Origin of the sequence: Bacillus sp. FJAT-22090 (assembly GCF_007676755.1) — a bacterium.
In the GTDB taxonomy this organism is placed as follows: Bacteria; Bacillota; Bacilli; order Bacillales_A; family Planococcaceae; genus Psychrobacillus.
Map to the genome: position 1 here is coordinate 110,221 of NZ_VEBK01000002.1, position 20,335 is coordinate 130,555.

At 36.0% G+C, this 20,335-nt stretch carries 20 protein-coding genes; 11 read left to right on the top strand and 9 right to left on the bottom strand.

Annotation, left to right across the window (positions count from 1 at the left end):
• Positions 1–17: 17 nt before the first annotated feature.
• Positions 18–1,688, bottom strand: coding sequence for a ribonuclease J (locus FS486_RS03085; RefSeq protein WP_260858002.1), 1,671 nt, complete (start codon positions 1,686–1,688; stop codon positions 18–20).
• Between the two features lie 170 nt (positions 1,689–1,858).
• Here FS486_RS03085 and FS486_RS03090 point away from each other — a divergent pair, with 170 nt between their 5' ends.
• From FS486_RS03090 to FS486_RS03100, 3 genes are all read left to right on the top strand, one after another.
• The gene (locus tag FS486_RS03090; protein ID WP_260858003.1) at positions 1,859–3,904 is read left to right on the top strand and encodes a catalase; all 2,046 of its coding nucleotides are present in this window, start codon (positions 1,859–1,861) and stop codon (positions 3,902–3,904) included.
• Between the two features lie 215 nt (positions 3,905–4,119).
• Positions 4,120–4,773 (top strand): DUF421 domain-containing protein, encoded by a 654-nt coding sequence (locus tag FS486_RS03095; protein ID WP_144509798.1) that lies wholly within the window; start codon positions 4,120–4,122, stop codon positions 4,771–4,773.
• A gap of 37 nt (positions 4,774–4,810) precedes the next feature.
• On the top strand, positions 4,811–5,662 hold the full coding sequence (locus FS486_RS03100) for a potassium channel family protein (protein WP_144509799.1): 852 nt from the start codon (positions 4,811–4,813) through the stop codon (positions 5,660–5,662).
• A 69-nt stretch (positions 5,663–5,731) separates the two neighbouring features.
• On the opposite strand, the gene FS486_RS03105 is transcribed toward FS486_RS03100, so the two are convergent.
• Positions 5,732–6,061: a DUF3889 domain-containing protein gene (locus FS486_RS03105; RefSeq protein ID WP_144509800.1), complete on the bottom strand. Its 330-nt coding sequence runs from the start codon at positions 6,059–6,061 to the stop codon at positions 5,732–5,734.
• Positions 6,062–6,211: 150 nt separating this feature from the next.
• Here FS486_RS03105 and FS486_RS03110 point away from each other — a divergent pair, with 150 nt between their 5' ends.
• The 5 genes from FS486_RS03110 (at position 6,212) to FS486_RS03130 (ending at position 10,059) form a co-directional block, all read left to right on the top strand.
• The gene (locus FS486_RS03110; RefSeq protein ID WP_144509801.1) at positions 6,212–7,138 is read left to right on the top strand and encodes a polysaccharide deacetylase family protein; all 927 of its coding nucleotides are present in this window, start codon (positions 6,212–6,214) and stop codon (positions 7,136–7,138) included.
• 595 nt (positions 7,139–7,733) lie between these two features.
• Entirely contained in the window at positions 7,734–8,546 is an 813-nt protein-coding gene (locus tag FS486_RS03115) for an LAGLIDADG family homing endonuclease (protein ID WP_144509802.1), read from the top strand.
• Positions 8,530–8,913 carry an rRNA methyltransferase gene (locus FS486_RS03120; RefSeq protein WP_144509803.1) on the top strand — a complete coding sequence of 128 codons (384 nt, stop codon included), beginning with the start codon at positions 8,530–8,532 and terminating at the stop codon, positions 8,911–8,913. The genes FS486_RS03115 and FS486_RS03120 overlap by 17 nt, the downstream gene beginning before the upstream one ends.
• Before the next feature lie 361 nt (positions 8,914–9,274).
• A complete protein-coding gene (locus FS486_RS03125; RefSeq protein ID WP_395940831.1) occupies positions 9,275–9,709 on the top strand; it encodes a ribosomal maturation YjgA family protein in 435 nt (144 codons plus the stop codon).
• Between the two features lie 140 nt (positions 9,710–9,849).
• On the top strand, positions 9,850–10,059 hold the full coding sequence (locus FS486_RS03130; RefSeq protein ID WP_144509805.1) for a hypothetical protein: 210 nt from the start codon (positions 9,850–9,852) through the stop codon (positions 10,057–10,059).
• A gap of 15 nt (positions 10,060–10,074) precedes the next feature.
• On the opposite strand, the gene FS486_RS03135 is transcribed toward FS486_RS03130, so the two are convergent.
• From FS486_RS03135 to parE, 4 genes are all read right to left on the bottom strand, one after another.
• Entirely contained in the window at positions 10,075–11,181 is a 1,107-nt protein-coding gene (locus tag FS486_RS03135) for a copper resistance D family protein (RefSeq protein WP_144509806.1), read from the bottom strand.
• The gene (locus FS486_RS03140; RefSeq protein ID WP_144509807.1) at positions 11,182–11,745 is read right to left on the bottom strand and encodes a copper resistance CopC family protein; all 564 of its coding nucleotides are present in this window, start codon (positions 11,743–11,745) and stop codon (positions 11,182–11,184) included.
• A gap of 156 nt (positions 11,746–11,901) precedes the next feature.
• Complete coding sequence (gene parC, locus FS486_RS03145) at positions 11,902–14,334, bottom strand: DNA topoisomerase IV subunit A (protein ID WP_144509808.1); 2,433 nt, start codon at positions 14,332–14,334, stop codon at positions 11,902–11,904.
• Positions 14,331–16,304 (bottom strand): DNA topoisomerase IV subunit B, encoded by a 1,974-nt coding sequence (gene parE, locus FS486_RS03150; RefSeq protein ID WP_144509809.1) that lies wholly within the window; start codon positions 16,302–16,304, stop codon positions 14,331–14,333. The genes parC and parE overlap by 4 nt, the downstream gene beginning before the upstream one ends.
• Before the next feature lie 261 nt (positions 16,305–16,565).
• On the opposite strand from parE, the gene plsY reads away from it, so the two are divergent.
• A complete protein-coding gene (gene plsY, locus FS486_RS03155; protein ID WP_144509810.1) occupies positions 16,566–17,171 on the top strand; it encodes a glycerol-3-phosphate 1-O-acyltransferase PlsY in 606 nt (201 codons plus the stop codon).
• Positions 17,172–17,186: 15 nt separating this feature from the next.
• A complete protein-coding gene (locus FS486_RS03160; RefSeq protein ID WP_144509811.1) occupies positions 17,187–17,480 on the top strand; it encodes a HesB/YadR/YfhF family protein in 294 nt (97 codons plus the stop codon).
• A gap of 36 nt (positions 17,481–17,516) precedes the next feature.
• On the opposite strand, the gene FS486_RS03165 is transcribed toward FS486_RS03160, so the two are convergent.
• Together FS486_RS03165 and FS486_RS03170 are read right to left on the bottom strand one after the other, a co-directional pair.
• Positions 17,517–17,813, bottom strand: a complete 297-nt coding sequence (locus tag FS486_RS03165) for a hypothetical protein (protein WP_144509812.1) — start codon at positions 17,811–17,813, stop codon at positions 17,517–17,519.
• Positions 17,813–18,238 carry an acyl-CoA thioesterase gene (locus tag FS486_RS03170; RefSeq protein ID WP_144509813.1) on the bottom strand — a complete coding sequence of 142 codons (426 nt, stop codon included), beginning with the start codon at positions 18,236–18,238 and terminating at the stop codon, positions 17,813–17,815. The genes FS486_RS03165 and FS486_RS03170 overlap by 1 nt, the downstream gene beginning before the upstream one ends.
• A 144-nt stretch (positions 18,239–18,382) precedes the next feature.
• On the opposite strand from FS486_RS03170, the gene FS486_RS03175 reads away from it, so the two are divergent.
• Positions 18,383–18,814 (top strand): hypothetical protein, encoded by a 432-nt coding sequence (locus tag FS486_RS03175; protein ID WP_144509814.1) that lies wholly within the window; start codon positions 18,383–18,385, stop codon positions 18,812–18,814.
• Between the two features lie 30 nt (positions 18,815–18,844).
• On the opposite strand, the gene FS486_RS03180 is transcribed toward FS486_RS03175, so the two are convergent.
• Positions 18,845–20,323 (bottom strand): class I adenylate-forming enzyme family protein, encoded by a 1,479-nt coding sequence (locus FS486_RS03180; protein ID WP_144509815.1) that lies wholly within the window; start codon positions 20,321–20,323, stop codon positions 18,845–18,847.
• Positions 20,324–20,335 lie beyond the last annotated feature (12 nt).

The window sequence follows — 20,335 nt, forward strand, 5'->3', positions numbered from 1 at the left end:
TCGTCCTCCAGCGGATGTTAGACTTCTATCATTATAGGTAGGATCATCGGTTTGCGTTTTGTACGAGAATATAAAAGTTGTTCAACCGACTTTTTTATATTTTGTTTTAATACACGCTGATTCCTATTCTTGTCTTTCATTTTACTAATGGTTGCACGTACGGTTTGATTTACCTCACTTATAAGCTCGCCAGATTCTGGTCCATACACAAATCCGCGTGAAATAGTATCTGGACCAGAAATGATTTTGCCTTGTGATTTACTAAGGGTTGTGACAATGACTAACATTCCATCTTCCGACAGTAATTTCCGATCACGTAAAATAATTTCTCCAACGTCCCCAATTCCAAATCCATCTACGAAAACGTTACCTGCTTCCACGCTGCGTGTTTGAATAGCTGTGCTATCCATTATATCTACGACATCTCCATTATTTACTATAAAAATATTCTCTTCTTTCACTCCAACCGATTGTGCTAATAACCGGTGCTGGTGAAGCATTCGATACTCCCCATGGATTGGTACAAAGTATTTAGGCTTCATCAAAGTAAGCATAAGCTTTAACTCTTCCTGGCAGGCATGTCCCGATACATGAAGGCCTGTTACATTACCAGAACCATAGATTACCTTTGCGCCAAGAAGAAATAAATTATCGATGATGCGAGAAACACCTCGCTCGTTCCCAGGTATAGGGCTCGCAGCAAAAATAACCGTATCGTCTGGAAGAACGTCTACTCCTCGAAAATTAGAGCTTGCTAAACGTGCTAGTGCAGCCATTGGTTCTCCTTGGCTTCCTGTACAAAGAATAACGACGTTCTCAGGTTCCATTAAACTTACTTCACTAGCTTCTATGAATAATCCTTCTGGAGCTTCTAAATAACCTCTTTCTATTGCTACAGCGACGACATTGATCATACTACGTCCTAGTAAGGCAATCTTTCGATTTGTTTTAATCGCAGCATTTATAATTTGTTGAACTCGATGGACATTGGAGGCAAATGTTGTGATGAAAACTTTACGGGTAGCACGTCTAAATGATTCTTCAATATGATCTGCTACTTTTAGTTCGGAAGGGGTGGAACCTGGCCTTTCTGCATTTGTACTTTCAGATAAGAGCAGTAACACCCCTTTTTCACCGAGCTCTGCCATTTTATGAATGTCTGGTGCTTGTTCATCAACAGGTGTCCAATCAAACTTAAAGTCACCCGTATGTACGACTGTACCCAGTGGTGTATGGAATGCTATCCCTAAACAGTCGGGGATACTGTGACTCGTTTTAAAAAATGTAGTCTCGATTGTACCAAAGCTCAGTTTTGAATCTGCATTTATCATCACTAGCTGCGTTTGTCTAAGAAGACCATGCTCTTTTAGCTTAATCTCAATAAGCCCCAACGTTAAATTTGTAGCATAAATAGGTATATCTAATTGTTTTAGGAAGTAAGGGATACCTCCAATATGATCTTCATGTCCATGCGTTACAATCATTGCTCGAAGCTTTTCCTTGTTTTCTTGTAAATAAGAGATATCTTGGATGATCAAGTCTATTCCTAATAGTGTTTCATCTGGAAATTTTGAGCCGCAGTCAATTACCACAATATCATCTGCAGACTGTAATACATACATATTTTTTCCGATTTCGTTTACACCACCAAGTGCGAAAATCGATAACGTCTGATCTTTTGTAGTCAAATTATTTTTCCTCCACTTCCAATTCATATTCAAAGTATTGCCTTTTATATTTCGTTATATGTAAGAAACTTTTTTCTATAAAAGGAGCAGCCCATACGCAATGCATAATTTAGGGCAATAAGCATATGCTTAAAAAGTGTAGAGAATAAAGGATTGGGTAGGTGATAATTGTGGATGATAAATCATCACCAAAAGGTGGAAATAGTAAAAATGAACAGTTAAACCGATTCCGTGTACAAAATAAAGGAAAACCACTAACGACGAATCAAGGAAGAACAATATCAAATGATCGGGAAATATTAAAAGCCGGTGTACGTGGACCAACATTACATCAAGATTGGCACTACTTTGAAAAGATGACACACTTTGTACAGGAAGAAGCCCCCGAAAGAACTGTCCATGCAAGAGGTTATAGTGCCTACGGGGAGTTTGAATGTTATCAGTCGATGAAACATGTGACTAGAGCCTGCTTTTTAGAGGAACCTGGGAAAAAGACGCCGCTAACTATCCGTTTTTCAACCGTGCAAGGGCCAAGGGGTTCCTATGATACGGCTAGGGATTTACGATGTCAGGGCGTAAAGTTTTATACAGAGCAAGGAAATTATGACCTGACAACAATCGCAATGCCTGTATTAATAAATCAAGATCCAATGAAGTTTCCGGATGTAATGCATGCGTATCAAGCGAAGTCGGATGATGATATACCAACTGCTACCGGTGCACATGACCGTTTTTGGGACTATGTAGCAAACAATCAGGAATCGATTCATATGGTGACATGGATCATGTCTGACCGTGGAATTATAAGAAGTTATCGAATGATGGAATCATGGTCTATAAATACGTATTTATTTGTCAATGAAGAAGGTGTAGCAACCTTTGTGCGTTTTGTTTGGAAACCTGTTCTAGGTGTCCATTCCTTCCTGCAGGATGAAGCACTGAAAATTGGCGGGCTGGATCCGGACTTTCACAGGAAAGATTTAAGAGAAGCAATTGACACGGGGTTTTATCCAGAATATGAGCTAGGTGTGCAGTTAATTCCGCTTGAGGATGAATTTAAATACGACTTTGATATTCTTGATCCTGCTAAGTTTTGGCCAGAAGAACTAATCCCTGTTCAATTAGTAGGGAAGATGACATTAAATAGAAATATTGATAATTACCATACCGAATCAGAACAGGTTGCATTTAACCCTGCAAATGTCGTACCGGGAATTGATTTTTCTAATGATCCCGTGTTACAAGGAAGATTAGTTGCCTATCATATGGCACAAGTGCATCGAATTGGAACGAATTTTCAAGAATTACCGATCAACAAACCAATTTGCCCATTTCATAATAATCAGCGACGTGGTCCTATGAGATTTCGAATTGATGTAGATGAGGTGAACTATCATTTAAATTCATTAGCGAATAATACTCCTTACGAAACACCTCCTGAAGAAGGAGGGTATGAGCATTATCCAAAAAAAGTGGAAGGGTACGTAGTAAGAGCCCTAAGCAAATCCTTTAATGATTTCTTTTCACAAACTAGAATTTTTTGGAATAGTTTGACGCCTATTGAAAAACAACACACGATAGAAGCATTCAGCTATCAGCTCGGTAAAGTAAAAAGTGAATCAGTCCGCCAGCAAAATGTCGACTTGTTGGTCAATGTAGATCAAGACTTGGCTTATATTGTTGCTGATAATATTGGAGTTGCACGTCCTAGTGGTTCACATGTACCTGTATCTACTAGTTATCCTTCTCTTAGTCAATATAGTACACCTAGCTATGCAGTTACGCAAAAAGTAGGTGTCTTGATTGGTAATGGATTTGACGGGCAAGAAGTAACAAGTGTACTTAATTTCTTACAGCAAAATGGAGTTATTATTGAGATTATCAGTGAAAGGCTGGGAACAGTCACTGGAGCAGACGGAACAACAGTCAATGCCAATAAGACTTTCCTTACTTCAAGCCCTTATTTTATAGATTGCGTTTATGTCGTTGGAGGAAGTAGCGAAAATCAAGCAAAGTTTAAACAAGATATGAAGTATTTCGTAAGTAACGCATATAAACATTATAAACCAATTGGTGTTGCCTCAACAGGACAGTCTTTTATAAAAGGGACCGATAAAAATAACTTAGCAGGTGTTGTTTTTGCTACAAATAATTCTAACTTTAGTAATGATTTTGTCGCTGCAATCGCTCAGCAACGCTTTTGGGATAGAACATGACATGAATATAAGTTTTTGAAGTGAACTACCAACATATTTACTCTTTAATAATAATATAAACCGATTTTTCCTTCTAATTGGAAAAATCGGTTTTTCATTTTTATATTTGGCAACGACAGCGCTACTATAATTAAAGAAAAAATGAATACAACTGTATCTATCGGGTAAACTAAATCAAGTTATTTGGTGCATGGTAGATGAATAGGAGAATGATGATGGATTTACAACTAGTTTGGCATACACTTTTAATTTTTTTCTTTGGGACATTATTATTAAGAATTAGTGGAAGAAAGTCAATTTCTCAAATGACTATTCCTGAAACCGTCATTATGATTGCAATAGGAACTTTGCTTATAGAGCCGGTAACCGGACGTGGTCTATGGGTGACATTTGGTGTTTCCACCATATTAATCCTAGCTCTACTGATTACCGAATATATTCAATTGAAATTCGATAAAGCGGAGTCTGCTATTTCAGGTAAAGCAGTTATAGTCATTGAAAACGGGATTGTAAATGAAAAATCCTTAAAGAAATTACGTTTATCTGTGGATAAATTGGAAGCCCGCCTTCGACAAGTCGGAATTACTACAATTAATGATGTCCAATACGCAACATTAGAATCTAGTGGACAATTGGGGTATACATTAAAATCTGAAAAACAACCTGCCACAAAGGCTGATATTCAAAAACTGATTCAATTGATTCAAAATGGGCAAATGGATCTTTTCACTGACAAAGCATCCACTGAGGACAATAATTTTATCGAAATTTTACACGAAAACATTTCCAATGAATCTAATCATTTACAGCTAAGGGAAACAGTTTATGTCTGTTTTCTTTTTTTGTCTATAGGGTATAACAGAATTTAAGAAACCAAGTGCCTTAGTTTACGTGGAGAGTGATCTGATGAAGAACAAAGCGTTCAGTATTATTTATGAGGTTTTTGTCTTTCTATTAATTTTATTGTATTTAACTATAATTATCGCAGGATATACAGGAAGTGAAATTTTAGAAGCTAAACAAATTAAGTGGATAGATTATAGTTTTATAGTTTATTTTTTCATTGAATACTTAGTTAGACTTTCTTTTGCTGCTGATAAATGGAAGTTTATAAAAGAGAATATTTTTGACCTAATTGCACTTATTCCTTTCGATGCATTTTTCAAAGTTGCTCGTTTAATGCGCTTATTACGTTTAGTTCGTATGATGAAAATCTCTAAAACAGTACAAGGAATTTTCAAATCTGGTGGGTTAAACTATATCTTTCTTTTTACTTTTCTAGTTTTGACCTGGGGAGCTGCAAGTAATTTTATATTAGAAAAAGGGCATAATCCGAATATTAATAGTTTCCTAGATTCAATTTGGTGGGCAGTGGTAACAGTTTCAACAGTAGGATACGGAGATATATCTCCCGTGACAATGGGAGGAAGAATTATAGCAGGGATACTTATGTTAGTTGGAATTGGATTAATCGGCTCGATTACAGGGAGTATGGCAATGTATTTTTCAAATTTGGAACGTACAGTGGAGAAGGACGACATGCCAATGGAAGTGGATGAAGATGATTTCACCCCTTATATTACTCGACGATTAGCGAAGATCGATACTCTGGATGAAGAGGAGCTAGAGCATCTTATAGCATCTATTAGAATTCGTTACAAGCAAAAAGGAGCATCTCAAAACGAAGAATTACCAAATAGTACAATGGGAGGTGCAACAAATGATATGCAAAAGATGTATGGGGACAGGAAAGATTAAAATATTCCTGCCCTTACCAATGGAAATAAAGTGTCCAGTTTGTAATGGTACGGGAAAAAGGTAAAATGATTAGCTAGTTGTTTCATGAAATTCAATATTAACCATTTTTTCTGTATCAGTAGTATACGTAATTCTGACTAATACACCGAATTCATGGTTGCTATCTTTTAACCATAGCTTAAACTTTTCCACAGTCGAGCCTTCTTTTGATTCGCTTTCTTCATGGAGATAGTCAATAATTTTGGCATTGGGATACTTTAATTGTGTTTCTTTAATAGCAATTTTCCCCCATTTAGCGTAGGAAGGTTCTTCTAGTTGTGCGAAATTATGAGTGGAAGAAAGCGGGTATATTATACTGACTATAAATAGAAGTCCTAGTGAAATAAATGTCTTTTTCATGAAACTCAGCTCCTTTTTTATAGAGTGAGTATTTTTCATTAAATCATCCCAAATAAATATCTTTTTTGATACATACTGAAAAACGAAAAAGTATAGTTATCAAATATAAGGGAAACTTAACAACATTGACATTTTGAATGGAGGGCAACTATGATTTTGCATAGGCGGACAAAACATTTTCTTTTTATAATAGTTAGTATGGTATTTATAACATTGGGGAGTTTCGTAATTATTACTTTTGCCAAGCCTAATAAGGATGATCTTTATAAAAAAATTGAAACCTACAGCGAGCAACATACAGTAGAGCCGGTAGATGCTAAGGTAGATAAAGTGTGGAAAGCAATACCAGGTTATAATGGTTTAACTGTAAATATCAAAGCGAGTTATAAAAAAATGAAAAAAGATAATATATTTGATATAAGTAAAATCGTATATAAAGAAATACCGCCGAAAATCCATTTGGACGATTTAGAACCCCAACCGATTTACAGAGGAAATCCCCATAAAACGATGGTAACCTTGCTAATTAATGTTGCCTGGGGTAATGAGTATATCCCACCAATTCTTAAAACATTAGAAAATCAGGAAGTCAAGGCGACATTTTTCTTTGACGGCAGTTGGGTAAAGAATAACCCAGATCTTGCTGAACTGATTTATAAAGAGGGTCATGAAATTGGCAACCACGCATACAGCCATCCGGATCTTCAAAAGCGTTCCAAAGACGAGACAATGGAAGAAATAAAAAAAACGAATGACGTAATCCAGGCGACGCTCGGTATAAAACCTTTATGGTTCGCACCACCAAGTGGAAGTTTTAATCAGGAAACGATTAATGTCGCGCACGAGCTGAATATGAAAACAATACTATGGACAGTTGATACGGTTGATTGGAAGAAACCTTCCCCTTCTGAAATGGTAACTCGTGTCGTCTCGAAAGTAGAAAATGGTTCAATGATCCTTATGCATCCCACACAACCTGTTGCCGAAGGGCTGGATTCTATGATAGCGGCTATTAAAGCAAAGAAGTTTAAGCTGGGGACCGTGAGCGATTTGATGAGTGAAAAACGGGTTGATTAGCGTGTTGAGAATACCATGAATGTCGTATTCTAATTGCAAAGGGATACAGTATATAAAGTTAAGTAGAGAGGCTCGACGTATAGTCATAGGCGATAATTCATGATATCGTACGAAAACGACATGGCACTCGAACGTTTGTATGGTATAATATGAAAATAATAGATAGGTAACTCAAGGGTGGTTGGCTCACTCCCGTTCGAAAGGGGGTGGTGCCGGTGACAGTATTTGAAACATTGATGTTCGCAGTAGCATTTGCAGCATTGATCGTGTCAGTTCTTTCATTTAACCATAAAAAATAACCCATCCTTGAGTTAGCGCCCGGATGAGTTATTTCTACCTTATTCAGCCAATCCCTTTGAGGGGACCTACTGTTATATTTGACCGTTTGGTGCTACAACACCAAGCGGTCTGTTTTATTTTACTCAGATATTTCCTTAATTATACGTTTAAATTGTTCATTTATCAAGTTACTAGTTTAAGAACACTGTAAGATGTTATTAAAGGGTCTGCTGGTCCCAGAATAAATAGCACTTTTTTTGATTTAAGGAACATTTGTTTGTATAATGATAATAAAGCTAATCTGGAGGGATGGAATTTGCCTAGAAAAAGGGGTATAACAGACCGACAAATTATTGAAATGTATAAAAGTGGTATGACCCATAAAGAGATGGAGCCAATTATTGGGTTAACACCGGGTGCGGTTTTGAATGTGATACGAAAACATCAGATCCCATTAAATAGAAAACAACATGCTGGAAGACCTCGCAAGCACACAGTCAATGAAAACTACTTCAAATTATGGTCGCATGAAATGGCTTGGGTTTTGGGAATGTTAGTGACAGATGGTCATGTGAATAAGAAATACCATAGTATATATTTTTCACAAAAGGATGAAAGAATACTGAGGCTAATAGCAAAATACATGGAGGCTGACTATGTGTTAGCTCCTTATGGAAAAACTAAAACAACTCCCACACTAATTATCAATTCAAAGATTATGAAAGAGGATCTTGCTTTATTAGGTATCGTTGCTAATAAATCGCTAACCATTCCTTTTCCTAAAGTACCAAATGAATATTTGTCTTCATTTGTTAGAGGAGTGATTGATGGGGATGGATGGGTACAAGATAGAGGGTACGTAATGAATGTAACTACTGGAAGTATAAACTTTGCTGAAGGTCTTAAATCCGTATTCCAATCGTGGGATTTAAGAACAGAAATTACAGAAGAACTTAGTCTGACTAACAGAATCATATACCGAGTGTGGGTTAAAGGTAAAAATGATCTTCCAAAACTTGCGAAAATAATTTACGAGCATTCTACAGACAATTACAATTATGTTAAAAGGGAAAGACTAACACAAAGGTTAAAAGAAAAGGAGACGATATATAATGTGGAAAGTAGTTAATGGAAGATTAATACAGTCGAAAGATGAATCAAGAATAGAATTTCGAACGAATATAAGTAAATCTATATTAAACACTTTAAAAAAGCTAGCTGAGGAGCATAACACACATCAAAATTATTTGTTGGAAAGTGGTTTAAAACAGGTATTAATTAATGACATGATTGATTTTAAAAAAGAATATAGACCAAAAGATCGTATACAATATAAAACAACTTATGATTGTGAGTTGCTTGAAGAAGTGAAAAAGTTTGCAAAGAAACATCATTTATATATAAATGATGTAATCGAATATAGCGTTCAATTTATCCAAATTACAGATAGTAAAAAATCTAATCATCGTTATAGAATAGAGAGAGAGGGTGAATAATTTTAACATTCCAAGAAACGCCGTGGTCATAATATAAATTATATTGAGCTGCGTTTCATTGAATAAGTATACTTGAAATAGTGAGATATTAGAAAAAAATACAATCTTTTCTGAATTATATTATGTATGTTTTATTTACGTCGTTCTAGAATTAAGGCAATTTAAACTTTGCAATAATTGCATCGAGATTTTCTGTTATACCTTGCTCAAATTTTCTGCGTAATTACTCTAGTTGTATTTAAAAAGTTTTTCCATTACCTTTTAGCTGTTTTTTATTAATAAAGTCTTGTTTTAAATGCTAAGTACTTATATATTCAGAAATATAAATAAGTATTTTGTGAAAAATAATACTGTGAAAAGAGTGATTGCTTTGATAACTAACTATACACTTCTTCCTTCCCGTTATCGTCAGTTTAGGGTCATTTATATAATAGCTATTGTTGTGGTAATTATATTGGGTTTAATTTCCAGAAAATATAGTCATCTCTTCCCTTTCTTTATTGCTCAGAATGCTGGTGATATATTGTGGGCTACAATGGTATATTTGGGGTTCCGATTTTTACTTATACATAAAAGCATTAATATAGCCATTTTGCTCAGCTTTGCTTTTTGCTATGGCATTGAATTCAGTCAGCTATATCAAGAGGACTGGATCAATAAGATTCGACATACAACGCTAGGAGCATTAGTCTTAGGAAAAGGTTTTCTCGTTGTGGATCTGATTCGATATACGGTAGGAATTATAGGTGCTGCTTTATTAGATAAGATGCTATGGAAGTTCACTAAACACAATTAAATTTTCTACGAAGCCCTCCCCACCAGAGTCTAGTTGCCGCATTTAATTTCATCAGTATTTCCTATTCTATTGGCTTGTTTTTCGGCATTAAGTAGTTTATTCTATTTCTTGAAATAATAAATGAACAAGGAGTGAGTTACATGGCGAAATCAGCTGCCAAACGAAAAAGAGCACATCAGTTACGCAATACGGGAAAAGATGTGACGGAGCTTCGAAATGAAATAGACTTTAGTATGCATGTAAGAACGACGAAAACGAAAAAAGAAAAATTGCAACAGCTTAATAACAAACATAAAAAGCATTTCCTACAAGGTGTATACCCCGATGGAAATGCTTTTTATATTGCTTAAATAATTTAAAACTTTTTACACTACGTGAACGCTTAATAATATTGCTAAATAAGCAGAAATTACGACTAAAATGCTCATTATAAATGAAAATATAGGAGGCATTTTTTTGAAAAAAGATAGAATACTTACGATTAAAAACAAAAAAGCTACAAACCCTAGCAATACACCATCAAATTCAGGGGTAAATTGAACGTTTAAACTAGGTTGAACAGCCCCATCGTAGAATAATGCAAATAAAGGGGAAATACCCTCAGAACTCAATATGTGAGCTAAATTACTAGGTGGGGATTGCTGGCTTAATGCAGCAGTAGCTGTGAAAATTAGTAAAATAATAAAAAATTCTATTCTTGTCCATGGTCTTGGGTCAAAATCCGCGTCTTTTTGAAGTTTTTTCTTCATTACAATACCATTAATAAATGCATATCCGATTAACGGGATAATAAGCAGATGCTTAATCAATAAACTTTGTCCGTACGAAAGCATCCAAGAATCTGGATAAGCACTCCATTCCATTGAAAAAGTCATTAAAGAAAGACCTGTAATAATGACAATGCTAAAACAATATAACGCAACTATATGAAACCATTTTAAAAAACGAAGCCAATTCTCTGTATTTGTGGAAAACCAACTGATTACCATTAAAACACCTACCCAAATGACGACGGAAGCAAAATGAGTAAAATGGGTTAGAAACCCTCTAACAGGATAAATAGAGCTTGCATGACTTGACCACCCTACTCCGCCAATTAAGACAAATAGCAGTATGATTCCGACGATCGAATAGATTGCAGCTGTTTTTCTATCAAAAAAGTAAATATATAAGCCTAGAATAAGAGTAATAATAGCCATGAATAACCACGATTTTCCGACTTCAAATGTGAAAATAATCGATTTCAATGATTGAAATAGACCGTAATCGTCATATAAAAAAATTACTAAATCGAGGAGTGGCATAAAAGAAAAAAGTATGATACCCGCCACAGCCCATATTTTTGCTGTTTTCGGAACAACTATCTTTGGTTTTAAATCTGCCGGAAATAATGTGAAAATATAGCTCCCCATTAACAAAGCGAAGCACATATATAAAAGTGCTTCGCTAATTGTTGTCAGAAAAAAAATCATTTATTTTTTTCTCCGTGTTACAAACCAAATAGCCGCAGCAAGAACAACAATTATTCCTATAATTAGCCCTGTCTTACCGTTTTTATTTTCTTCCGTTTCTCCAGCAGTTGATGTTGTTTCAGCTGGTTCTTCTTCCGTTACTTCCGGTTTTGCAATTTCCGTTTGTTCCACCGTTTCTGTTGCAGTATCCTCCACAGCCTCTTCTTTGATCGGAGCATTTAATACAAAGTCTACTTCTCCTTCAATTGGATGTCCGTCGATACCAACTATTTTCCAAACAATTTTGTATGGACCATTTTCAAGATTTTTTTCTTTAACAGTACCAGACATCACATTGTCGTTTACAGCTAAATTTTCTATTTCCATTGATTCATTTGCGTCATTTACTAATTTAAAAGAGCTAGTTTCTTCAATGTTTGTTGCATAAGTTAACGTTATTTCATTCAACGCCTCAGTTACCGTACTATCTTGTGCAGGGTTTGAGTTTTCTAATCCTGTGTGTGCAAAGGCTTGCGTACTAAATAAAAGTAGGCATGCGATTGTCATGAATATAATCTTTTTCATTTTTTTCCTCCATATGTGTATATTTATTAGCTTTCTGCCTATATATTTATACCATATAGTTATGAAGAAAGAATGAAGTTTGTCTTAGACGGACAAAATAAGAAAAGCATTTCGCAGAAGGTAAGACTACCTTATGGAAATGCTTTTTATTATTTTTTATTCATTTTGATCTTTTGTTTGTTTCCAAACTCTTGTCAGTTGACCATCTTTTTCTGTATCTAACACAAACGATCCATTTGAATAACGATCAGTAGAGCGAAGTGTGTTCATTTGAATTGTTTCTTGTAACCCTTTTTCTGTTTCTAAAACTAGTTCGTCTTCTTTATTTGTTAATAGAACCTCAAACACTTTATGAGGATTTGTTTTTAACTCTCGAAGAGTTACGACGCCTCGTTTGGCGCGTACGCCTGGTTCAATTTCCTTCAGTGCCATTTTCTTTACTGCACCACGATGTGTAACTAATGTAATATCATCCTGACTATTCATTGGAACGACATTTACACTAACCACATAGTCATCCTCTTTTAAACTAACCCCTTTTACGCCGCCTGTTTTCACTCCCGTAATTGGCACTTCATCTAATGAGAAACGAACAGAGTAACTGAAATGCGTCGTAAATAAGACTTCATCGGATGGTGCTACAAGTTGAGCAAGTATCAATTCATCATTCTTTTTCAAGTTTATTGTTTTAATCGGTCGAGTATATCGTTGTACAACGTAATCTGATAATAATGATCGTTTAATTTGTCCTTCTTTTGTAGCGGTTAATACACATAGATCTTGCTCGAATGAATCGATCCCAATGACATTTATTAACGTTTCATTAGTATCCAAAGGCACAATACTTGAAATATGCTGGCCCAAGTCCTTCCAGCGAATATCCGGCAACTCATGCACTGGCTGGTATATATAATTTCCTTTTGATGTGAATAAGAGTAGATGGTGCTGCGTATTGATTGAATCTTGATATAATAAATAATCCGAGTCCTTAATCGCAAAATCTTGCCCATTCGATGCGGTAAACGATCTTAAGCTCGTCCGTTTAATGTACCCATCTTTTGTTATTGTGACAATAACCTCTTCACTTGGAATAAGGACATCTAATGTCAATTTTATCTCTTCAATTTCGTCTTCTATAATTGATTTGCGTGGTTCAGCAAATTGTTTACGAACAACTAATAATTCTTTTTTTATCACTTTCATGAGCACGGATTCTTTTGCAAGAATATTCTCTAGTTCTTTTACTAGTGCATTTAGAGTTTCTTCTTCCTTTTGAAGTTCCGTAATATCCGTGTTTGTTAATCGATATAACTGTAAAGAAACGATAGCTTCAGATTGAGCCTCTGAAAAATCAAAAGTAGTAATTAAGTTATTTTTAGCATCTCTTTTATCTTTGGATGCGCGGATTGTTCGAATAACCTCGTCTAAAATAGATAGAGCTTTCATGAGGCCGGCTACAATATGCAGACGTTCTTTCGCTTTGCCAAGATCAAATGCTGTTCTTCGTGTAACTACTTCTTTTTGGTGACCAATGTAAGAATCTAATAATAACGGTAGTGTCATCATAGTTGGTCTCCGATTATGAATGGCAATCATATTAAAGTTGTACGTTACTTGCAAGTCTGTATTCTTAAAAAGAAACTGTAAGATACCATAAGCATCTACTTCTTTTTTCATCTCAATGACAATTCGCAAGCCGGTTCTATCTGACTCATCTCGAACATCAGCAATGCCGTCTAAACGCTTATCATGACGTTGTTCATCAATTTTTTTTACCAAGTTCGCTTTATTTACTTCAAAAGGTATTTCCGTTATAACAATTTGTTCCTTGCCGCCTTTAATCGTTTCGATTTCCGTTTTAGAGCGTACAACAATTTTACCTTTTCCAGTTTCGTATGCTTTTTTAATGCCATCTACACCTTGAATGATTCCTCCAGTTGGAAAATCAGGACCTTTAATGACAGTCATAAGCTCGTCTACAGTTGCAGCAGGGTTTTCCATACGCATTAATACGGCATCAAGTGCTTCGTGTAGTGCATGTGGGGGGATATCTGTAGCATAGCCTGCTGATATACCTGTAGAACCGTTTACAAGCAGGTTCGGAAAACGCGCAGGTAAGACGACTGGCTCTGAATCCGAATCGTCAAAGTTTGGTATATAGTCTACTGTATTTTTATTAATATCACGTAATAATTCATGAGAAATAGCAGAAAGTCTTGCTTCTGTATAACGCATTGCAGCTGGTGGATCACCATCAACCGAACCATTGTTTCCATGCATTTCCACAAGCATATGACGTAGTTTCCAGTCTTGACTCATACGCACCATTGCTTCATAAACGGAACTATCACCATGTGGATGGTAGTTACCGATTACATTTCCGACTGTTTTAGCAGATTTACGGAAAGGCTTATCATTTGTATTACCTTCATGGAACATAGCAAATAATATTCGACGCTGAACGGGTTTTAATCCGTCCCTCGCATCAGGTAGAGCTCGGTCTTGAATGATGTATTTACTATAACGTCCAAACCGATCACCTATCACTTCTTCCAGTGGTAAATCTTGATAACGTTCGGTTTGTGTCATACTAACTCATCCTCCGTGTGTATTCTTTCATTTTCTAAAATATTCGAATCATCTTCTAAACTAAAGTTAACATTCGATTCAATCCATTTTCGACGTGGCTCTACTTTATCACCCATTAATGTCGTGACATGTCTTTCCGCCCTTGCACCGTCTTCAATCGTTACTCTTATTAGTGTTCGAGTCTCTGGATTCATCGTTGTATCCCATAATTGGTCAGCATTCATCTCTCCAAGTCCTTTATAACGTTGGAGCATAAAGCCTTTACCGATTTTTTTTGAAGCGGCATCCAGTTCTTTTTCCGTCCATGCATATTGAAACACTTCTTTTTTGCCTAGCCCTTTATATACCTTATAAAGAGGGGGCAATGCAATATAAATTTTGCCGTGTTCGATCAACGGTTTCATATAGCGGTAGAAAAAGGTCAGCAAAAGCACTTGAATATGTGCCCCGTCAGTATCGGCATCGGTCATAATAACGACTTTATCATACGCGATATCAGCTATTTGAAAGTCCGCTCCGACCCCTCCACCAATTGCATGGATGATCGTGGAGATTTCCTCATTTTTCATAATGTCTGCAAGTTTTGCTTTTTCTGTATTAATAACTTTTCCTCGTAATGGCAGGATTGCTTGGAATGTACGGTCACGACCTTGTTTTGCTGAACCTCCCGCGGAGTCCCCTTCGACAAGATATAACTCATTTTTAGCCGCATTTCTTGACTGGGCGGGTGTTAACTTACCAGACAATAAAGTATCGGAACGTTTGCGCTTTTTCCCGTTGCGTGCATCTTCTCTAGCTTTCCGAGCAGCTTCTCTAGCTTGTTGTGCACGAATCGCTTTTCGAATTAAAGTAGCAGTTAACTCGGCGTTTTCTTCTAAAATATATTGTAGTTTTTCGGAAATAACCGCATCTACAGCGCTTCTTGCTTCACTAGTTCCTAATTTTCCTTTTGTTTGGCCTTCAAATTGCAAAATGTTTTCTGGAATTCGAACGGAAACGATCGCTGAAATTCCTTCTCGAATATCCGAGCCATCTAAATTTTTATCTTTTTCTTTTAATAAGCTTGTTTTACGTGCATATTCATTAAATACTCTTGTTAAAGCAGCCTTAGCACCTGTTTCATGTGTCCCGCCGTCTCTAGTACGTACATTATTGACAAACGATAAAATGGTTTCTGAGTAACCATCATTAAATTGGAATGCGAATTCTACTTCGATCTCTTCCTGCGCACCTTCCATGTAGAAAACAGGATGGAGCACATCTTTTTCCTCATTCAAATAAGAAACGAAAGCTTGAATGCCCGTTTCATAGAAAAAAACATCATGAGCACCCGTACGCTCGTCAAGCAGCTCGATTTTAAGTCCTTTTAAAAGAAATGCAGATTCTCTTAGTCTTTCGCATAAAGTTTCGTAATTATATTTGACCGTAGAGAAAATTGTGTTGTCTGGTAAGAAATGAACAGAAGTACCTGTTTCTTTTGTGGTACCAATTTCTTTTAACGTCTGTACTATTTTTCCCCCGTTTTCAAAACGCTGGATGAATTTCTTACCATCACGGTGAATGATTACTTCTACAAACGAAGATAATGCATTTACTACAGAGGCACCAACTCCATGGAGTCCACCACTTGTTTTGTAACCTCCTTGACCGAACTTACCACCTGCATGTAATACAGTAAAAATAACTTCTGCTGTCGGTATTCCCATTTTATGTGTTCCTGTTGGCATACCTCGACCGTAGTCACGTACTGTAATACTTTGATCTTCGTGAATCGTCACTTTAATATGGTTCCCGAAACCGGCTAAGCTTTCATCGACTGCATTATCTACTATTTCGTAAACAAGATGATGTAAACCACGCGCATCGGTAGAACCTATATACATACCAGGTCTCTTTCGAACTGCTTCTAGTCCTTCTAATACCTGGATATCGTCGTCACCATAACTCGTTAGTTCTTTATTTTTACTCAAATACGTTCCCTCCAAAAAAACAAAACATCTGTTCTTTATTCTCTATTTAGCGTACAAACAGATTATCATAATGTCAATAGTGTTCTGGAGCAAAGGCCAGAACTTAATTGTAAGTAATTATCATTTAGAATGCAATCTACTCAACTGTAGCATTCTCTGTGAGGATAGATTATTCCTTCTTTACATTGAACAAAACTAAGCGTACATGGTAAACTGAATTAGTTCAATATAATATTAGTTTCATAATCAAAGGAGCACACTATGACTATTATCATTTTACTTTTACTTGCCTATGTAATCGGGTCCATCCCTTCAGGTTTATGGATTGGAAAGTTATTTTATAATACGGATATTCGCGAGCATGGAAGTGGAAATTTAGGCGGAACAAATACGTTTCGAACACTTGGTAAAAAAGCTGGAATGATTGTGACGATTATGGATATTCTAAAAGGAACTGCAGCGACTCTATTAGGTTCCCTAGCAATATTCCAATCTGTCAATGTGCATCCTCTCATTCTGGGGATAATTGCAGTAATCGGTCATATGTTTCCGATTTTTGCTAAATTTAAAGGAGGCAAAGCAGTTGCGACATCCGGTGGTATTCTACTTGGATATAACTGGCCAATCTTTGTTCTTTTAATCGTTGGATTTTTTATCATTTTAAAGATCACTAAAATGGTATCCCTTACATCTATGTGTCTTGCTATCATAGCACTTATTTATTCAGTTGTTTATTATTTTACGATTGAGAGGGATTGGCCTTTAATTGTATTTGTATGCTTGATTGCTGTTTTTATTTTTTATCGACACCGTGCAAATATTACACGTATAAAAAATGGTACAGAGCCAAAAGTAAAATGGATTTAAAGAAAGGTGATTTGTATGAAAATCTTTATATCTCCAGAGGCAGAAATTTGGTTTCAAAATGAGATGGAAGCGGAAGCCGGCGATACAATTCGTTTTTACGCCCGTTATGGTGGATCGAGTGCTGTACAGGATGGATTTTCACTAGGCGTAACGAAAGATAAACCTTTTGAGCCTTCTGTAACGATAAAAATTGCAGATATGTTGTTTTTTATTGAAGAACGAGATGAATGGTATTTTGATGGCCACGATCTGTATGTTGACGTTGATCCCAAGCTAGAGGAACTTGCCTATACGTATAAAAAAGCGTGATTGCTTATCACGCTTTTTTTGTACATAATATCTCGTCTATTTAAACCGCTTCAGCTGATCGAGCAAACCTTCTTTTACCAGGATATCATATTCATGCTTTCCAAACAGATCAAAATGAGGATATGCTTCCTTATGGTCAATCCATTCTTCTTTCAAACCGTATTGTTTTCCCCACTCGATTAAAGTAGGCAGATTACTGCAACCTACTTTTGTAACCGTATTGCACCCAGGAAAACGTTTATCTATCCAATAATGTGTAAGAAAAGCTATTTTGCCATTTTGCACGTTACTTTTCCATTCATTTAGTTCATGTCGAGTTATGCCGAAAGCCATTATTCAGTCACCTTTGCAATTTCAACATATTTCGCATCCCACTCAGGATGAACTTTTTTTAGTGAAATCGGTCGAAAATTATCCTTTTTCACGACGACATGATCCGACGTGGCTGTCGAAGCAATAGAGCCATCCGCATGAACAATTTCATAACCATATGTAGTACGCAGCTTACCGTGATTTTCAATCCAAGTTTTTACGACCACGGTTTCTCCATATTTCACAGATGATTTATAATTTATATTCACATTCGTCACAGGCGATAAATAACCATCCTTTTCAAGTCCTGCATAAGAGAACCCTAAGTCTTTAATAAGCTGGGTGCGACCTATTTCTAGCCATATTACATAATTGGCATGGTATACAACACCCATTTGATCCGTTTCTGCATAACGTACTTCAATTTCTTTTTCACTAATAAACATATACATGTCACCTCTGTACTTATTATACAAAAAAAAGAGGTAAATTACTGAAAAGAAGACTATGATAAGTTTAAAGGTATTTAAAAAAATTTATATAATTAGTTTGATGACGAGAAAAATTTAATAATTAAGGAGGATTATTGAATGGTTAGTAGGATACTGAAAAAATTGTTTTCCGCAATATTGTCTACGCTAATTTTGTGTTTAGTATTAAGCTTTATAGGCTACACACCTAAAGGTGAACAAGAATCAGCCTCTTCCTATATGACGTTTATAGATTTATTTGTTTTATATTTTATATTTGCACTGCCGATATTTTTAACAGTAGGAATATTATTTTCGATGTTTGTTGATTTAAAAATGAAAAGTAAACTGGGAACCATTTTAAGCTATGTAATTGGTGGTGGGATCATTGGGTTTCTTTATTATATATTCATGGTGAGTATGCAAGCATATTCTCATATATTAAGTGAAGGAATTATATTATTCACAGCTGTAGGGGCATTTTCAGCTCTTTTGTTTTTCAGCGTTCAAGTCTTTTTAAACCTGTTTTTAAAAAAACTAAATCTTAGTTAGGCAATATAGCAACAAAAAAGCTGTAAATTCTTACTTTACAGCTAACTGTTGCAATTTCTTTTTATCAATTTTACCAACGTCTGTTCTTGGTAGTTCAGCCAAAACAAATACCATTTTCGGAACTTTATAGCCACCTAGTGTTTGCTTACAATAGTTTACTAAATCGGATTCAATAGATTCAGTTACTGCGTTACACGTAACAAAAGCAGTAACACATTCTCCCCATTTCTCGTCAGCTACACCGATTACCGCTGCTTCACGGACATTGGGGTGTAGGATCAGACACTGCTCCACTTCTTGGGGATACACATTCTCCCCTCCAGAAATAATAATTTCTTTCTTTCTACCAACGATAAAATAGAAGCCATCTTCATCGACTTTTGCTAAATCTCCGGTTTTTAACCAGCCGTCTTTAAATGCTTTGTTTGTTTCTTCATCATTGTTCCAATATCTCGTAAAAACATGCTTGCCAGAAATGGAGAGCTCTCCTACCTCGTTTACACGACATAGCTCCCCGCGATCATTCGTTATTTTTACTTCGTTAAACTGCATGCATTTTCCTACGGATCCTCTTTTCATTAGAGCATCATATGGTTCTATAAAAAAGTTGTTGGGTCCCGCCTCTGTCAGTCCGTACCCTTCTTTAAAGAAAATCCCTTTCTCTTCAAACTTTTGATAAATTGTATGAGGACATGGTGCACCTCCGGATAGAAATACTTTCACTGTCGGAAAAGTTGCAGTTTGGATATAGGCTGTTTCTAGCATTGCTTGATACATAGTGGGAACAAATAAAGACATCGTTGTTTTATATGTATTTAATGCTTTTAGCGCTGTTTCCGCATCGAAACGACTGCCTGTCACAACCGTCCCTCCAGCCATTAATATTGGTATACAGAGAGCATTTATTCCACCTGTATGGAACATTGGCATATAGTTCAACGTTGTGTCTGAATCATTTAGTCCCCAACTAATAATGGTATTGATAGCATTCCAGTTAACTGCATCAAATGATAGCTCCACTCCCTTTGGTTTCCCTGTTGTTCCTCCAGTGTAGATGATAATCCATGTTTCTGTAGGGTTCCAATTGTTTTCTTCGGGCTTAAAAACATGTTGTTCTCCTAATCTATTAGTAATTAATAGCCGCTTTACTGTTTTAAAAGATTCACAAATCGAATGATGTGTTTCATCATGAATTATCAGAACAGGCTTACAATCTTCTAAAATATAGGCAAGTTCCATTCGACTTAGACGGAAGTTGAGGGGAACATAAAAAAGTCCCTTAATGCCACATGCAAACAAAATCGCAAATAATTCTATTCGATTTTGAGATATGATAACGATTCGGTCCCCTTTTACAAAATTTTGCTCGTGAAAATAATTTAGCCATTTCGTTATATGGGCTGTTAACGTTTGATAACTCCATTGCTCGTTCGTATCACTATCAATTAACGCAATTTTTGTTGGAGACAGTGCTGCACGTTTATAAATCCAAGCTTGTTCTGTATACACATTGCACCGCTC

What these genes read in the sequence shown, in the direction of transcription:
- FS486_RS03110 (WP_144509801.1), top strand. Translation starts at nt 6,212, where the DNA reads ATGATTTTGCATAGGCGGACAAAACATTTTCTTTTTATAATAGTTAGT.
- FS486_RS03095 (WP_144509798.1), top strand. Translation starts at nt 4,120, where the DNA reads ATGGATTTACAACTAGTTTGGCATACACTTTTAATTTTTTTCTTTGGG.
- FS486_RS03140 (WP_144509807.1), bottom strand. Translation starts at nt 11,745, where the DNA reads ATGAAAAAGATTATATTCATGACAATCGCATGCCTACTTTTATTTAGT.
- FS486_RS03170 (WP_144509813.1), bottom strand. Translation starts at nt 18,238, where the DNA reads ATGTTTATTAGTGAAAAAGAAATTGAAGTACGTTATGCAGAAACGGAT.
- FS486_RS03165 (WP_144509812.1), bottom strand. Translation starts at nt 17,813, where the DNA reads ATGGCTTTCGGCATAACTCGACATGAACTAAATGAATGGAAAAGTAAC.
- FS486_RS03175 (WP_144509814.1), top strand. Translation starts at nt 18,383, where the DNA reads ATGGTTAGTAGGATACTGAAAAAATTGTTTTCCGCAATATTGTCTACG.
- plsY (WP_144509810.1), top strand. Translation starts at nt 16,566, where the DNA reads ATGACTATTATCATTTTACTTTTACTTGCCTATGTAATCGGGTCCATC.
- FS486_RS03105 (WP_144509800.1), bottom strand. Translation starts at nt 6,061, where the DNA reads ATGAAAAAGACATTTATTTCACTAGGACTTCTATTTATAGTCAGTATA.
- FS486_RS03130 (WP_144509805.1), top strand. Translation starts at nt 9,850, where the DNA reads ATGGCGAAATCAGCTGCCAAACGAAAAAGAGCACATCAGTTACGCAAT.
- FS486_RS03160 (WP_144509811.1), top strand. Translation starts at nt 17,187, where the DNA reads ATGAAAATCTTTATATCTCCAGAGGCAGAAATTTGGTTTCAAAATGAG.
- parC (WP_144509808.1), bottom strand. Translation starts at nt 14,334, where the DNA reads ATGACACAAACCGAACGTTATCAAGATTTACCACTGGAAGAAGTGATA.
- FS486_RS03135 (WP_144509806.1), bottom strand. Translation starts at nt 11,181, where the DNA reads ATGATTTTTTTTCTGACAACAATTAGCGAAGCACTTTTATATATGTGC.
- FS486_RS03120 (WP_144509803.1), top strand. Translation starts at nt 8,530, where the DNA reads ATGTGGAAAGTAGTTAATGGAAGATTAATACAGTCGAAAGATGAATCA.
- FS486_RS03100 (WP_144509799.1), top strand. Translation starts at nt 4,811, where the DNA reads ATGAAGAACAAAGCGTTCAGTATTATTTATGAGGTTTTTGTCTTTCTA.